Below are 16030 nucleotides of genomic sequence, written 5' to 3'. Positions count from 1 at the left end.
CCCTCCTCAGCCCCGCGACCCGGATGCGGGGGCGGCGGGAGCGGCGGCGAGGCTTCCGTCGGCGCGTTCGGCCAGCGCGAGGTCGCGATGCGCGATGCTCACGCGGTAGCCCTTCGCCTTGAGGTAGTCGGCGGTGGACTCGGCCAGCGCCACGCTGCGGTGCTGGCCGCCCGTGCATCCCACGGCGATGGCGAGTTGCTGCTTGCCCTCGGCCACGTAGCCGGGCATGACGACGTCGAGCAGCGCGCGCCACTTCTCCTGGAACTCCTCCGTCTCCGGACGGTACAGCACGAAATCGCGCACAGGGGCGTCGAGGCCCGTGAGCGCGCGCAGGTCGGGATCGTAGTAGGGGTTCGGCAGGAAGCGCACGTCCATGACGAGGTCGGCGTCGAGGGGCGAGCCGTGCTTGAACCCGAAGGAGTAGACGGTCACCGAGAGCGCGTCGCGCTCCTCTCCCGGCGCGATGAGGTCGCGGATGGCGGCGCGCAGCTTCGGCGGCAGCATGTCGGTGGTGTCGATGACGTGGTGCGCGCTCGCGCGCAGCTCTTGGAGAAGCTCACGCTCGCGCTCGATGCCCTGGCTGATGGAGCCTCCGTCCTCGCAGAGAGGATGGCGCCGGCGGCTGGACTTGTAGCGCGCGACGAGCTTCTCGTCGGCGGCGTCGAGGAAGATGACGCGATGGTCGATGCCCCGGCGGTTGAGGGCGTCGAGCTCCGAGGCGAGCTGGGGGAAGAAGTCGCGGTTGCGCGCGTCGCACACCACGGCGAGGCGGCGTTTTCCGTCGGGCTGCCCCGGCATGCCGGCGAGCTCGAGCAGGTTGCCGATGAGGCTCGAAGGCAGGTTGTCCACGCAGAAGTAGCCCAGATCCTCGAACGCGTGCATGGCCTCCGTACGGCCCGCGCCACTCATGCCGCTGACGACGACGAGCTCGGGCATATGTTCGAAGGAGGGGTTCTCGCCCTTTCCAACCGGCCTCTTCTGTGTCGTTTCGCCCATGGCGCTATCCTTCCGTCTCGGATCGCACGGCCCCGGCGCTCGCCGCGGTCGCTCGCGAGCACGCGGGGTCGGAGGCCTCGCCGCCCGCATCGCGGCCATCGCCTCCCACGACGCGCTCGTCCTTGCGCTCCCTATTATACTGCTGCAGCACGCGGTAGAGCTCCTCGGCCACCTCTTCGGGCACGACGCGCGCCGCCTTGATCTCCTCGAGCGTGGCGGATTTCAGGTTCCTGAACGACTTGAACGCCTTGAGCAGCGCCTTCTTGCGCACCGGCCCCATGCCCGTCACGTCGTCCAAAATGGATGCCGTCATGCCCTTGCCGCGCAGCTCGCGGTGGAACGTGATGGCGAAGCGGTGCGCCTCGTCGCGGACCTGCTTCACCAGATAGAGCGAGGCCGAGCCGCTCGGCAGCACGACAGGACCCGTGTCCTGCCAGGGCACGAACAGCTCCTCGTCGCGTTTGGCAAGGCCGCACATCGCGATGTCGTCGATGCCCATCTCGTCGAACATCTCGAGCGCCGCGGACAACTGCGGCTTGCCGCCGTCGAGGATGATGAGGTCGGGCTTGCTGCCGAAGCGCGCATCGGCCATGCGCTCGGGCGCGTAGCGACGGCTCATCACCTCCTGCATGCTCAAAAAGTCGTTCGCCTCGTCGAGCGGCGTCTTGATCTTGAAACGACGGTACTGGTTCTTGTCGGGCTTGCCGTTCGTGAACACCACCATCGAGGCCACCGTGTAGGAGCCGTGGATGGTGGAGATGTCGAAGCACTCGATGCGCATCGGCGGCGCATCGAGGGCAAGGGCGCTCTCCAGCTGCAGGAGCGCGTCGTTGATGCGCTTGTCGTCGTAGTTCGTGCGCACTTTGTAGCGCATGAGCGTGTGCTTCGCGTTCGTCTCGGCCATGCCCACGAGCTCGGCCTTCTCGCCCTTGCGCGGCGCGGTGAGGCGCACTTTCGCGCCATGGGGGCTCGCCAGCTTGCTTGTGAGCCACGCCTCCATGGCCTCCTTGTCCTCCGGCGCCTCGCGCAAGATGACCTCGTGCGGGATGGAGGTGGTGGCGTCGTAGTAGCGCAAGAGGAACATATGCAGAAGATCGTCGTCGGGGACGTCCCTGCCGCGGTCGAGCACGAACTCGTTCGAGTTGATGATGCGGCCCTCACGCACCATGAACACGTGCACGCCCGCCACCGTCTCCTCGCGGAAAAGGCCCACCACGTCGGCGTCGAGGTTGCGCGCGGACACGGCATGCTGCCTGTCGGCGAGGCCGTTGATCGTGTCGATGCGGGCCTTGATGCGGGCGGCGCGCTCGAAGTCGAGCTCGGCGGCCGCCTCTTGCATCTCGGCGGTCAGCTCGTCGACGAACTCGCGATGCTGGCCCGACAGGAAGCGCTCGATGCGCTTGACGTTCGCCTTGTACTCTTCGGGCGCGATGCGCCCGCAGCACGCACCCGGGCCGAGGCCCACGTGCGCGTCGAAGCACGGGCGCGCGTCGCGCTCCATGAGGGCCAGCGGATCCTTCTCGAGGCGGCGTTTCAGCTGCCGCCAATCGGCGCACGACGAAGCGCACAGCGGCACCACGCGCCGGGCGATGTCCACCATCTCGCGGGCAGCGCGGCTGTCGGTGTAGGGGCCGAAGTAGCGCGTGTCGGGCCGGTGCTTCTCCCGCGTGTACTTGATGGCGGGGAACACGTCGCCTTTCGTGAGCGCGATGAAGGGGTAGGACTTGTCGTCTTTGAAGTCGGCGTTGAAGAACGGCGCATGCTGGTTGATGAGGTTCTTCTCGAGCACGAGCGATTCGTGCTCGTTCTCCACCACGATGTAGTCGAAGCTGTCGATCTGGTCGACGAGCAGGGGGATCTTCGCGCGCTCGTCCTGGTAGTTCACGTACTGGCGCATGCGGGCGCGCAACTGCTTCGCCTTGCCGACGTAAATGACCTGGCCCTGCGCGTCCTTCCACAGGTACACGCCCGGCAGCGCGGGCACGCTTTCGAGCTCGCGCTTGATGCGATCGAGCTTGGCTTGGCGCTCGGCGGCGGGCACGGCATCCGGATCGAAGGCGCGCACGGCGTCCTCGAGCGCCGGACGGCGGCGGCCCTCGCGCTCGAGGCGTGCGAGGGCGCCGGGGCCGTCGCCTTCCAAGCGCGCGAAGCCGCCCCCGTCGCCGTCGGAAAAAGGAACCTCGCCAGGTTGTCTGCATTGCTCGTCCATGCCGCCAGTATAGCAAACCCGCGAAGCTCCCCGCGCCGCGGCACACAAGGCAAACAGATGTTCCACATGAAACGCGTGCGGCGAAAGCGGGCGGCCTCCGACGGAGATTGCGGAGTCAGATGCGCGCCTCGCGCGAGCATGCCGCGCCCCTCTCGAAAAGCGGCGCGTCGGCAACCGCCCTCACGGCTTCGAGATCGCGCGGGAAGGATCGACGTTGCGCAAAAGCGAGGGGTCGGCGTAAAGCTCGCTCACCATGAGGTCGCGCGAGCGCAGCTCGTGATGCTCGCCCGAAAGCAGGTTCTCAAAGAAGCGGAGCAGATACGACGCATCGGGCATCACTTTCGCCTTGGCGTTTCGGTAGTTCGCACGCACGAGCGCATCCCGAAAATAGCGCGCATGGCGCGCAAACGGCTCGTTGTCCGCATCAAACCCCAGGTAGCGCAGGTAGAGGACCGTGAACACGGCCACCGTGCGCGTGTTGCCCTCCACGAACGGGTGCACTTGCCACAGTCGCGCGACGAACCGAGCAAGGTGGGCGATGCCCTCCTCGTCAAGATCGGCGCCGTACACGTAGCCGAACTCCTCATCGAACAGAAACGCGAGCGACCGTTCCACAAGCGAGGGGTCGGCGTACACCACGCTGTCGCCGTTGAGGACAAGCTCGCTTTTCTGCAGCGCGACGGTTTTGTACCTTCCCGGCTCGTACACCTGGGGGTCAAGGTCGCGAAACAGCTCCTCGTGAATGACGGAGAGCATCGACGGCATGAAAGAGAAGGCCCCGCGCGAGAGCGCTTCCACGATGCGCTGGCTCACCAAGTCGGCCTCGCGGCAATCATCCCCGTCTGCGGCGGTCGCGGCCTGGGAGCCAAAGCCTCGGTGCGGACGCTCGCGGTAGTAGGCGCGCAGAATCCGGCCCGTCTCCTCGATGCCGCGAACGCCGGACGCATGCTCGCGGGCAAGGGAGAGAAGGTAGTCCGACGGAGCCAGCCCGTCAACCTGCTGCAGCCCCGTCGCGACGTCCCAGTAGCCCCGACGCAGGACGGGATCGGCCGTCTCGCGCACGGGCTCGTACGAGAAATCCGATGGGTTGTCCGCGGTCATGCCCTCCCCTTTCCGAAAGACGATGCCGCCAGTATAGCAAACCCGCGAAGCTCCCCGCGCCGCGGCACCAAAGGCAAACAGATGTTCCACATGAAACGCGTGCGGCGAAAGCGGGCTCCGGATGGCCGCGGCTCGAGCAGAAGGCGCTGCAAAGCGGGGGCGGGAAGGCGGCGAAGCGGAAGCGGAGGGCTCCCGGCAGCGCGCGCCTTCGTCGGAGACGTCGGCGCGCGCTCCTGCGGGGCGGCGCTTCGCGGTCGCCGCGGCTACGCGAGATCGCGGTCGGCCGCCCACATGCGGGCGTACTTGCCGCCCCTCGCCAAAAGCTCGTCGTGGGTGCCCTGCTCGAGCACGCGGCCGTCACCGATCACGGCGATGGCGTCCGCCCCGCGCACGATGGGAAGCGTGTGGGCCACCATGACCACCGTCTTGCGATGCGAGAGCAAATTCGCGACGGCCTCCTTCACGGCAAGCTCGTTCTCGATGTCGAGCGACGCCGTGGCCTCGTCCAAAAGCACGATGGGCGCCTCGCGCAAAATCGCCCTCGCTATGGACAGGCGCTGGCGCTCCCCGCCCGAAAGCCTGCCGCCCCCCTCCCCGATGCGCGTCTCGTAGCCTTGGGGAAGCGCGCGGACGAACCCGTCGGCGTTCGCGAGCCGGCAGGCCTCCTCCACCTCCTCGTCGCTCGCGTCGGGGCGGGCGTAGCGGATGTTGGCCCTCACCGTGTCATCGAACAGGAACACCTCCTGGTCGACGATGGACATGCCCGCAAGCACGCTCTCGGGCGCGAAGCCCGCCGTGTCGACGCCCCCGATGCGCACCCTCCCGCGATCCGGCCGGTAGTACTGCGCCACCAGGGAGAGCGCCGTGGACTTGCCGCATCCCGAATCGCCCACGAGCGCGGTGAGCTTGCCCTGCTCGCACACAAGGTCGAGGCCCTCGAACACGGGCGCGTCCGGCTCGTAGGCGAAAAAGACCCCCTCGAGCGAGACGGCCGTGCCGCAGGCGGGCAGCGGCTCGAGGCGGCCCTGCTCCTCAGGCTCCTCGACCACGGCCTGGATGCGCCGTTTGGCTATCATGAGGTTCTTGTAGGCGGTGAGGTCGACGAATATCCCGGTGGTCAGCTTCACGACGAACAGAGGCAGCATGATGATGAGCAGGAAGGACGCGACGTCCAGCTCGCCTGCAAGCCACGCGTCGCCGCACACCAGCATAAGGGCGGGCAGCCCGAGCCCGACGAGCGCGAACACCACCGCGCCGGGAGGCGTGACGGCCGCCTCGTAGCGGTACGAGACGTCGGAGTAAGCGCGCATGCTGGCCACGACCGCCTCGTTGTCAACGCCGCCGACGCCGTAGGCGCGCAGCGTCTGCATGCCCGAGACGTGCTCGACCACCTTGCTCGTGTTCGACGCCTGGATGGCGCTTTTGCGCGCGCCGAAGGTGCGCACCTGCCGCCACGACCACCACAGACCCGGAACGAGCAGGGCGAACATGAGCGCCACGATGATGCCGGCCGGAGCGTGAAGCCAGGTCACGAAGCACGTGAGCATGACGCCGAGCGTGACGTTCTTCACGAGGCTGCCCGTCTTGTGCGTGAGAACCTGCTCGTAGTCGCTCACGTTGGACGTGAGCGCGTTCAGGTAGTCGCCGCTCGTGCGCTCCGTGAAACGCGAAAGCGGTATGCGCTTGATCTTGTCGCCCAGAAAGACGCGGACGTTGCGGCTGACCTCGGCCCCGCCCACCTGCCCTTGCACGTAGCCCCAGCCGTAGACGGCCAGGCGCACCGCGAAGACGGCGGCCAGCGCGCCGGAGACGAGGAGCACCGACCCCAGGTCGAAGCCGCCGGCGAACACCTCTTCGATCACCAGGTAGACGAGGACGAAGTTGCAGCCATCCAGCAACCCTTCGATCACGGTGCAGGCCACCGACGCGTGGATCTTGCTATTCTTCGCGAACACGTTCTCGGCCGCATCAGGCATGGCGGGCCTCCTTTCCGGCAAGCGGCTCGGCAGATGCCGCGCGTGCGCCCGCGGCCGGCGCGACGAAAGAGGGCGCCGAAGGATCGGGCGGCGCAAGAGGATCGGGGGCAGACACCGGATCGGGGGCAGAGGCGCCGGATGCGGAGACGGGGGCGCCTGCCGCAGGCGCGGAAGCCGAAGCCGAAGCGCCGAAGCCGATCTCAAGGCTGCGCGCGCGATCGTAGTCGGCCCAGGCCCGAGCGTAGTAGGGGCATCGCCTGAGCACCTCTTCGTGCTCGCCGACGCAGCTGAGCCGGCCGGCCTCGACGACGGCCACCCGGTCGCACGTCCGCACGACGCCCAGCCGATGGGCCACGACGATGACGGTCTTGCCCGCCGAGAGGTTGGCGATGGCGGCGTCGATCTCCAGCTGGTTTTCGGGATCGGCCGCGCTCGTGGCCTCGTCGAGGATGAGGATGGGCGCGTCCTTCAAGATGGCGCGGGCGATGGCGATGCGCTGGCGCTGACCGCCGGACACCCGGTTGCCGAGCGACCCCATCTCCGTGTCGTAGCCCTGCGGAAGGTCCATGACGAAGTCGTCGATGCGGGCAAGGCGGGCGGCCTCGCGCACCTCCTCGAGCGAAGCGTCCGACCCCATGCGGATGTTCTCGAGGATGCTGCCGCTGGTCAGAAACGTTTTCTGGAACACCACGGCCACGTTGCGCAAAAGGTCGTCGTAGTCGATGTCGCGCACGTCCACGCCGCCTATCCTCACCGTGCCGGCCGTCGCGTCGTAGAATCGGCTGACAAGCTCGACCATCGTCGACTTCCCGGCGCCGCTCGGCCCGACGACGGCCAAGCGCTCCCCCTCGCGCACCGAGAGGTCGATGCCGCTCAGCACCTCGACCGAGCCGTCGTAGGAGAAGCCCACGCCGGAAAGCTCGATGTCCGCGCGGTCGGGAAAGGGCCGCCCACCGCCGAACGCGGGCACGTCCAAAAGCTCCTGCACGCGTCGGGCCCCGCTTCCCACCTGGGCGAGCTTCGTGCCGATCTCCTGGAGCAGGCGTATCTCGGTGAGGTAGAGCGAGCCCACGAACGCGAACAGGAGGTAGGTGGAGCCGGCAACGGCGCCCGTGGCGAACATCCAGCCGCCCAGGGGCACCATGATGAGCAGGCCGCATTCGATCACCACGAGGTAGGCCGCGTAGCCCGGCCCGGTCTTGCGCGCGATCTCGCACCACAGCCCGTGCTCCTCGTCGATGGCCCTGCGGAACCGCGCGAACGAGGCCGTGCCCATGTCGAGGGCCTTGACGGTGCGCATGCCTCCCACGTACTCCACCATGACGGCGTTCATGCGCGCGAGCGCCGCGGTGGCGCGCTCCATGACCTTGCTCATGCGCGAGAAGATGACGCCCAGGATGACCAGGGCGCAGGCGAAGGGGACGAGCGTCGCCAGCGCGAGCGGCGCGTTCACCGAGCACAGGAAGGCGAAGGCCGCGACGGGACCGGTCAGGTACATGAACGCCTCGGGGATGCTGTGCGCCAAGAACAGCTCCAACCGCTCGACGTCCTCCACGAGCACGGTTTTGATCCGGCCAACGCCCCGCTCGTCGAGCGCGCCGAGCGGGGCGTGGGCCAAATGGTCCATCACGCGGCAGCGCACGTCGAAGAGCGTCTTGTACGCGCCTTTGTGGGACAGCACGCTCGAAGCGGCGAAGCACGCGTATTGGAGCACGCAGCCCACGGCGGTGAGCAGGGCGTTGTCGCGCAGGGTCGAGGAGGTGCACGTGCCCTCGTAGGCCGCGCGCATGATGTTGAACACGCCCAGGTACCCCACCATGGTCATCAGCCCTGCGATGGAGGCGCATGCCACCGACGCGAACAGGTAGCGCTTGTTCGCTCCGGCCCACGAGAGCACGAGCGAGAACGGACCGGGGCGCTTGCCCGCGGGCGCGCCCGAGCCGGACGGCGGCGCGGACGACGCGCTCTTCTTTGATTCAATCGGACTTCCCAAAAGGAGCCTCCTTTCCCGATGCTCTTTCGCGAAAGCGAGCATATCCCCCTATGGAATGCGAATAGATGCGAACGGGACGCCATGTCCGAACCACGTCGAATCGCGTCCGATCGGATTGGCGAAAACGACAAGCCCGTCTCGGACGCGCGCCGGCAACGGCCGACCCGCTCGCAACGGCGGGCCCTGAACGGAGAAGGGGCGCTTCGCCCCTCCTCGAGCGCGCCGCCCCCGCCTCGGCGACGGCACCCTCCGCGCTCAGCGCGCCTCGGCGAGCAGCGCGCGCACGCCCGCGAGGTCGCCCTCCACGACGGCCTCGCGCGCGACGCGGCCCTTCTCCACGAGCAGCGCGCGGTCGCAGGCGCGCGCGACGAACTCCAGATCGTGCGTCACCACCAGAACCGCGCGGCCCTCGTCGGCCAGCCGGCGCACCAGATCGGCGACGGCCCTCATGCCGCCCAGGTCGAGCCCGCTCGTCGGCTCGTCGAACACGAGCAGCCGCTTCCCGCTCGCAACGCACGCCGCCACGGCCAGACGCTGCTTCTGCCCGCCCGACAACGTGGCCGGATGGCGCTCCTCAAGCCCGGCGAGGCCCAAGCCCTCGAGGATCTCCCCCACGCGCTTCGCCGGCGGCCGCTCGCGCTTTCCCAGCCCGAACGACACCTCGGCCTCCACGCTGTCGGCGAACAGCTGGTAGTTCACGTCTTGGAACACCATCGAGGCCGCCCGCAAACGCTCCTTCGGCCCGGCGGGCGCGCCGTCGAGCGCCGCCGCGCCCGCCGATTCGCGATGCAGCCCCACCGCCGCACGGCACAGCGTCGACTTCCCCGCGCCGTTCGCGCCCACGAGGGCGACCACCTCCCCGGCGAAAAGCCGGACGTCGGCGCCCCCGAGCGCTTCCCGCCTGCCGTAGGCGGCCTTGACGCCCGACAGCGCGAGCACGGGGCGCCCTCCCGCCGCGGCGCGCCGCCTTGCGCCGGGCCGGCGAGGGGCGGCGCGCACGTCGGACAGGTCGCGCGTGCGCAGGCCGAGGGCGGCCAGCTCTTCGGCGGGAAGCGCCCAGAACGCGTCTTTGCCGAAGCGTCGAACGATGCGGCCCTCCCCCATGACCACGACCTCGTCCACCGCCTCCGACAGCCACCACAGCCGATGCTCGGCGACGAGCACCGCCGTCCCCCTCCTCTTCGCCTCGAGCACGTATCCGGCCAGCGCCTCGATGGACGCCTCGTCGAGGTTGCTCGTCGGCTCGTCCAGCACGAGGTTCGCCGGACGGGCCGCCCACGCGCCCGCGTAGGCGACGCGCTGCTTCTCCCCGCCCGACAGCTCGAAGATGCTACGGTCGGCCAGCGCCTCGAGCCCCAGCTCGGCGATCGTCTCGCGCACCCGCGCGCGCACGCGCTCCTCGGGCCACGCCAAGCTCTCGAGCGCGAAGGCCACCTCTCCCGTGGAGTCCACGTTGAAGAACTGGGTGCGCGGGTTCTGGAACACGCTGCCCACGCGGGCGGCCATCTCCCAGCTCTCGAGGCCCGACGCGTCCCGCCCGTCCACGAGCACGCGTCCCGACAGGTCGCCGGGGAAGAACGCGGGCGCAAGCCCGTTCGCCAGCCGCGTCACCGTGGTCTTGCCGCATCCGGACGGACCGCATACGAGCACGCACCGGCCCGCCTCGACGCTCAGGCTCACGTTCCGCACGCCTTCGGGCGCAGGGCCGGCCCCGGCGCCCCCACGGTAGGAGAAGCTCGCGTCGCACAGCTCGATCATGCGGCCTCACCTCCCCGCGCCGAGCGCGCCGCACGCGATCGCCGCCGCCAAAACGAGCACGCCCGCGGCCACGAGCACGCCGTCGGCGACCCGAAACTCGATATGCGTGAAGCACGTGCGCGGAGCCGGGTTCTCGATGCCGCGGGCGACGCTTGCCATCGACAGCTCGTCGGCCACGTTCGACGCGCCCATCATGAGCGGCACGTACAGGCACTCCACCGTCATGCCCGGACGGCGCAAGAACCCGGCCAGGCTCGGACTCACGCCGCGCATGCGCATGGCGTCTTTGATGAAGCGCCAGTCCTCGCGGATGGCGGGCACATAGCGCAGCATCACGGCCAAGGGGATGGTCACCTGGCGCGGCACGCGCATGCGCGACAGGGCGCTCATGAACTCGTTGACGTGCGTGGTGGACACGACGACCGCCGCCAGAAGCCCGCAGGGAAACACCTTGCGCAAGAGCAGGAAGAACGACGACAGCATGGTTTTGAGCATGCCGGCGTCCAGCTGGGACACCGCGAGCATGCACGCCATCGCCACCGCGTACAGCGCGAGCATGCCGAGCGCAAGGCGCGCCCTCCCCGCCGCGACGCCGAAGGCGACGACGAGCAGCATCATGAGCGCCTCGAACCACAGCCCCGGGGAGAAGAACACCGCGAGCGCCCACAGAAGCAGCAAGGCGAGCCCGGCCCGCGGGTCGGCCCGAAAGGGGCGGCGGGAGCCGCCCGCGCGCAACGCGGCCGAGGCGGAGTCGCGAGGCGGCTTTCGGGAAAGGCGGCCATCCTCGCGCAACGCCTCGCGCGCAACGCGCCCTTCCGAGCCGCGCCGCGCCTCGTCCGCAGCGCGGCCCGCCTCTGCGGCACGACCGCTCATGCGGTGACGCCCGCCTTCTCGAACTGCTTCTTCAAAAGCCTGCGTCCCACGAGCCCGCTTGCGAGGGCGCACGCGAGCGTGAGCGCGACCATGGCCGGAAGCACCCAATCGGCGCCGGTGGCCAGCATCGTGTCCATGTAGGACTGCTCGGTCCCCTTGCCGGTCAGATACGACGCGTAGCCCGACGGATCGATCCACAGCATGAGGTAGGAACCCATGGGGTTGAGCGAGAACACGAGGAAGCTCGCGAGGTTGAGGGCCTTGTTGCGAAACGCGCCCGCGCCGGCCACGAGGTCGGCCGCCACGCCGAGCACGACGAGCGCCACCGACCACAGCCAGTACATGCCCGTCACGAACATGATAAGGCCCTCCACCACGCCGAGGATGACGATGGGGCCGTGCTTGGGCACCTTCGCGACGAGCAGCAGGTACACCGGCCCGGTGAGCAGCGCCGCGCCCGCCGGCATGAGGAAGGTGAGCACGGGATTCGGGGCGAACAGCATGCTGCCCACCATCATGAACACAAAGTACAGCGCGATGAACACGCCGCACGTCACCAGATCGCGGGCGGTGAGCCCCTTCTTGTCGGATTGCATGGCCGAGCGCATGGCGAAACTTCCTCCTTCTTCTTTCTTCGGCTTTTCGTGAACGAGAGATAACCTCAGCTAACAAAAGGGTATGATACGCAGAGGGAGGAGGACGCAGGGCGAGCGCCGCTTCCGCGCGTCCGATCGCCGCATCGTCGCGTCCGATCGTCGCAAAGGCCCGTCCGGCCGTCGGCGAAGGCGTCCGGACGCCCCGCGCGGCGCAGCCGCCGCGCCCGACCGCCGCGGGATCCGGACGTCGGAAGGCGCGTCGTCGCCCAAGCCCGCATCGCGCCGATCGCCGCGAGCCGCACGCGCGCGACGCGCCCGACCGTCCGAGCCTCGGCCGCACGCCGGCCAGACCGCCGCCCCTCGCGGCACCCGACACCGCATCGAAGGGAGAAAGCATGAGCAACCGCCCGCCTTCGCACGACGTCATCCACGCGCCCTCGCTCGCGCGGATCGGGTTCGAGGAGTGCGCGCCGCCCGCAGGGTTCTGCCCTCTGTGGCGCTCGTATCGCGACGACGGGGAGGCGACGGGCAGCTTCCACGTGCTGGCGCCCACGGACCGCTGGCAGATCGCCATCCACGACTTCACGCCGCAACGCGACACCGTCATGGAGTTCGAGCTGCCCGAGTACTTGAGCGTGGCCTGGCACGAGTCCATATCGGGCGAGGAGTTCACGCCGTACCGGCGCCTGCGGGCGCGAAGCATCTGGGGGTTCTACAGCGGCGACGGGGGCTGGCGGGGCCTTGTGCACGGCGGCGTGCCCGTCAGGTCGGTGTCCGTCGAGGTGCGTCCCGAGATGTCGCGCGCTTGGCTCGAAAGCGAGTACGACGGGCAGTTCGAGCGCGTGCGCGACGCCTTCGCCTCGCTCAACGACGGCGACGGGTCGCCCGAGCTGCGCGCGCTGCTCGCAGGGCTGTGGCCCCGGTCGGGCGACGAGCGCCGCAGCCAGCTGTACTACGAGGGCAAGGTGTTCGAGGCCATGGGGCTGATCGTCGAGCGCACGAAGGCGCGCGCAGCCGCGCCGGGGCGCGCCGTCGCGCCCGAGGACCGCGAGCGCATCCGCGAGGTCGCGCTCTACATCGACGACCACTGCGCACGCACCCTCACGGTCGACGACCTCGCACGCGCCGCGTGCATGAGCCCCACGAAGTTCAAGCAGTGCTTCAAAGCCGTCACCGGCTCGACGCTCACGCGCTACGTGCAAGGGCGGCGCGTCGCCCTCGCCGAAGCCCTGCTGCGCCAGCCCGACCTGTCCATCGAGCAGGTGGCCCGCGCCGTGGGCTACGCGTGCGCGAGCCGCTTCAGCGAGCTGTTCCGGCGCGAGACGGGGCTTCTCCCCAGCGAGTACCGCGCAGAGACGCGCTGAGGCCGCTCAACGGAAACGCTGCGCGGCGGCCCGCCGCGCGCCATCGCGCCATCGCGCCGAAAAGCGACGCCCACAAGGCCCGACGCGCGCCGTCTGCGCCGCACGCGGGCAGCGCTTGGCGCGAAGGCGTCGGCCAGGGCGCGGGCGGCCTCGGAGCGGATCTCACATGAGCTGGTGGAACCCTTCTATCAGCACGGGGACGAGCGCCGAGCAGATCACGCCGTTGAGCACCGAGAGCACCACCGTCTCGCCGTTCGTGCAGCGGATCATCATCGGCAGCGTCGTGTCCTCGCTCGTGGCGCCGGCGGGCGCGATGCACGAGGGGTAGTTGAGGTGCCGCGCGATCCACGGGATGCAGAAAAACGACAGCATCTCGCGCAGCAGGTTCGCCAGAAACGTGATGCTGCCCACCTGCGCGCCCGCGATGCCGGTCATCATGACCCCGGCGAGGCTGTACCAGCCCAGCCCCGATGCCACGGCAGCCCCTTCGGGAAGCGAAAGCCCCGCAAGCGGCGCACACAGAAGCCCGCCCACCACCGACCCGGCCACGATGCCGGCGGGGATGACGAGCACGCGCACATGGTACTGCCGGAGCTTCCCGACAAGCCCGCGGCTGCCCCCCACGCTGATGCCGACGAGGAACATGAGCGCGTAGAGGACGGCGTCGGAGCCGCTTGCCACAAGATCGACGGGCGCGATCGAGACGCCCGCGAGGCCGTACGCGACGCCGAGCGAAAGCGCCCCCACCGCCATGCCGATCATGAGGGCTTCGCCGGCGCTCGACGGCGCGTCCTTGCGCGCAGCCTCCATGCGAGGCCCGGCCGGACGGCGCGCGACGTCGCCCATCAGGGCGTTCGTGAGCACGTACACCGCCGCCGTCGACAGCGCCGCGGGCACGACGCAAAACAGCGCGCTCGCCCAGCCCACGACGGCAAGCTCCTCGACGAACCCCTCGCGCCCGCCGAGCGTCGCGCCCATCGCGAAGATGAGCAGGGCCGTGGCCACAAGCGTAAGCTTCTCGACCAGCCCTTTCAGCCGCTCGGGGAACACGGTCGCCCCCACAAGCACGCCCGCCGCCATCGTCGCCAGCACCTCCACGCCGCGCCCTTTCTCTCTTCCGTCGTTTCGCCGGGAGAGAGTATACCCGAACGACGCCCAAACGCCAGGGCGCAAGCCGGAAGGCCTCGCGCGCTTTCGAGCGCATTCCGCTTTCTTTCGCAGACGCCGCGTTTCTCCAAAGCGCGGCGCGAGCCCCATATCCGCATCGCCGAAGCCTTCGGCAACCCGCCCGCGCCGCTAAGGCGCCGCACTCCTCGCTCGAATCGAAGCGCGGACGCCGCCGCCATCCCGCAGACGAGCGCGCCGCCCAGCCGCATCCACGCCCGCCAAGCGCCTCATTCGCTCCCCCACGAGGGCCCGAACGGGGATCACCCCCGGCCGTCTCCCTCCTGCAGAGCCGCGAAGGCGGCCTTCATGGTGGGGTTGTTCCGCGTCAGCCGCTTGATGGTGAGGTCCTGGGCCTTGTCGTTAGCCAGGCGCAGGTTGCGCTCGCTGCCCAAAAGCGCGTCTTTGGTCTTCTGCAAATGGTCGATGGTCTTGTCGATCTCATCGATGGCCTGCTGGAACTTGCGGCTGGCCAGCTCGTAGTTGCGACCGAACTTCGCCTTGAAGTCCTCCATCTGCTCCTCGAAGCGCGTGACGTCGACGTTTTGGCTGCGGGCGCGGGCAAGCTCCGCCTTGTACGTCATAGCCGACAGCGCCGCGTTGCGCAGGATCGAGATGATGGGGATGAAGAACTGCGGGCGCACCACGTACATCTTCTCGTAACGGTAGCCCACGTCCACGATGCCCTCGTTGTACAGCTCGCTCTCGGGCTCCAGGAGCGTGACGAGCACGGCGTACTCGCAGCCCTTCTTGCGCCGGTCGGCGTCGAGCTTCTTGAGGAAGTCCTCGTTTCGGTGCTTCGTGGCCGTCTCGTCGTTCTCGTTCTTCATCTCGAACATGATGGACACCACCTCGGTGCCGTCCTCGTCGCACTCGCGGAACACGTAGTCGCCCTTCGTGCCGTCCACCACGTCGTTGTCCTTCTCGAAGTACGCGCGCGGAAACGCCGTGGCGCGCAGCTTGTTGAACTCGGCCTCGCAGTGCTGCTCAAGCGACTCGCCCACCATCTTCGTGGACAGGCGCGCCTTCATGTCCTTGTAGCGCGCGATCTCCTCGTCTTTGTAGGATATGAGCTCGTCTTTGGCCCGCAGCTTGGTCGCCATCTCCTCGCGCAGAGCGCTCGCCGCGCGCTCCCCTTCGGCGCGCACAAGCTCCACCTGGGCCGCCAGGGCGTCGCGCTCGCGCTCGAGCGCCGCGCGCGCCTCGGCCACCGCCAGCTGCTTCTCCGCGGAGACCGCCGCGTTCTGGACGGACAGCTCGCGCTCGAGCTGCGCGATGCGCGCGTCGCGTTCGGCCGCGGCGTCGGCCAGAGCGCGGGCGTGCTCGGCTTGAACGGCGCGCTCGCGCGCTTTTTGATCGCGCTTGAGGGCCTCGATGCCGGCGGCCCCTTCGCGCTTGGCCGCTTCGAGCAGCGCCTCCAGCTCGGCGATGCGCGCCGCGCTCGAGGCTGCGCCCTCCTGGGCGCGGCTGCGCTCCTGCGCCACCGCCAAACGCACCGCCTGCTCCCGCTGCTCGACCAGGCTCCGCTCGCGCTGCTCAAGCTCCCGGGCGAACTCGCTGTCGCGTATCTGGCTCACGATCTTCGCATAGCCCGTCTCGTCAACCTGAAACACCGTCCCGCACTGGGGGCACTTGATCTCGTTCATGCTCGCTCCTCCTTCGCGTCGAAACGATTCTACCCCATCGCGAAACGCGCAGCCGACCCGCTTTCGGTACAGACGAAAACTTCGAACGCGCTATCATGGCTCCAACGCGCAAAGCCTGCGCTCGGCGCGCCTGCGAGACGGCGCGGCCCGCATCCGACGCGGCGCCCGCCGCAACGGAAGGCGCATGCCGAGCCAAACGCGTTGCAACCGCTCGCGCCGACGCCAAAGCGCACGCGCATGCCGTGCGCAGCGCGTGCGGGACCGCTCCGCCCCGAACGCGACGACGGGCGGTTCCGCGCCGCAACCGACGCAGACGGAGCGGGCCTTTTGTTTCAAAACGTTTAAATCGGCGCG

11 protein-coding genes are annotated in these 16030 nt (G+C 69.0%); 1 reads left to right on the top strand and 10 read right to left on the bottom strand.

Annotation, left to right across the window (positions count from 1 at the left end; translation table 11 throughout):
* Positions 1-6: 6 nt before the first annotated feature.
* The 8 genes from rapZ to C2L80_RS00935 all read right to left on the bottom strand — a co-directional run bounded on the left by rapZ (position 7) and on the right by C2L80_RS00935 (position 11514).
* On the bottom strand, positions 7-996 hold the full coding sequence (rapZ, locus tag C2L80_RS00970) for an RNase adapter RapZ (RefSeq protein ID WP_087196135.1): 990 nt from the start codon (positions 994-996) through the stop codon (positions 7-9).
* A 4-nt stretch (positions 997-1000) separates the two neighbouring features.
* Positions 1001-3205: an excinuclease ABC subunit UvrC gene (uvrC, locus tag C2L80_RS00965; RefSeq protein ID WP_239938627.1), complete on the bottom strand. Its 2205-nt coding sequence runs from the start codon at positions 3203-3205 to the stop codon at positions 1001-1003.
* A 180-nt stretch (positions 3206-3385) separates the two neighbouring features.
* Complete coding sequence (locus C2L80_RS00960) at positions 3386-4306, bottom strand: Fic family protein (protein ID WP_087196134.1); 921 nt, start codon at positions 4304-4306, stop codon at positions 3386-3388.
* A gap of 263 nt (positions 4307-4569) precedes the next feature.
* Positions 4570-6282 carry an ABC transporter ATP-binding protein gene (locus C2L80_RS14235; RefSeq protein ID WP_087196133.1) on the bottom strand — a complete coding sequence of 571 codons (1713 nt, stop codon included), beginning with the start codon at positions 6280-6282 and terminating at the stop codon, positions 4570-4572.
* Complete coding sequence (locus C2L80_RS14230) at positions 6275-8275, bottom strand: ABC transporter ATP-binding protein (protein ID WP_239938625.1); 2001 nt, start codon at positions 8273-8275, stop codon at positions 6275-6277. Before C2L80_RS14230 ends, C2L80_RS14235 begins: the two co-directional genes overlap by 8 nt.
* Positions 8276-8530: 255 nt before the next feature.
* Positions 8531-10033 (bottom strand): ABC transporter ATP-binding protein, encoded by a 1503-nt coding sequence (locus C2L80_RS00945; protein ID WP_087196131.1) that lies wholly within the window; start codon positions 10031-10033, stop codon positions 8531-8533.
* Positions 10034-10039: 6 nt separating this feature from the next.
* On the bottom strand, positions 10040-10906 hold the full coding sequence (locus tag C2L80_RS00940) for an energy-coupling factor transporter transmembrane component T (RefSeq protein ID WP_103262443.1): 867 nt from the start codon (positions 10904-10906) through the stop codon (positions 10040-10042).
* Positions 10903-11514 (bottom strand): MptD family putative ECF transporter S component, encoded by a 612-nt coding sequence (locus C2L80_RS00935; RefSeq protein ID WP_103262442.1) that lies wholly within the window; start codon positions 11512-11514, stop codon positions 10903-10905. Before C2L80_RS00935 ends, C2L80_RS00940 begins: the two co-directional genes overlap by 4 nt.
* 383 nt (positions 11515-11897) lie before the next feature.
* On the opposite strand from C2L80_RS00935, the gene C2L80_RS00930 reads away from it, so the two are divergent.
* The gene (locus C2L80_RS00930; protein WP_103262441.1) at positions 11898-12866 is read left to right on the top strand and encodes an AraC family transcriptional regulator; all 969 of its coding nucleotides are present in this window, start codon (positions 11898-11900) and stop codon (positions 12864-12866) included.
* A 162-nt stretch (positions 12867-13028) separates the two neighbouring features.
* Here the strand turns inward: C2L80_RS00930 and C2L80_RS00925 are convergent, their stop codons facing one another.
* Both C2L80_RS00925 and C2L80_RS00920 read right to left on the bottom strand, forming a co-directional pair.
* Positions 13029-13964, bottom strand: a complete 936-nt coding sequence (locus tag C2L80_RS00925) for a LysO family transporter (protein ID WP_103262440.1) — start codon at positions 13962-13964, stop codon at positions 13029-13031.
* A gap of 329 nt (positions 13965-14293) precedes the next feature.
* Complete coding sequence (locus tag C2L80_RS00920) at positions 14294-15676, bottom strand: DUF2130 domain-containing protein (RefSeq protein ID WP_103262439.1); 1383 nt, start codon at positions 15674-15676, stop codon at positions 14294-14296.
* Positions 15677-16030: the final 354 nt, after the last annotated feature.

The sequence above is a fragment of the Rubneribacter badeniensis genome (assembly GCF_002899695.1).
In the GTDB taxonomy this organism is placed as follows: Bacteria; Actinomycetota; Coriobacteriia; order Coriobacteriales; family Eggerthellaceae; genus Rubneribacter; species Rubneribacter badeniensis.
Note: the sequence above shows the minus strand (reverse complement) of the source record. Positions and strands in the feature narration are given on the sequence as shown.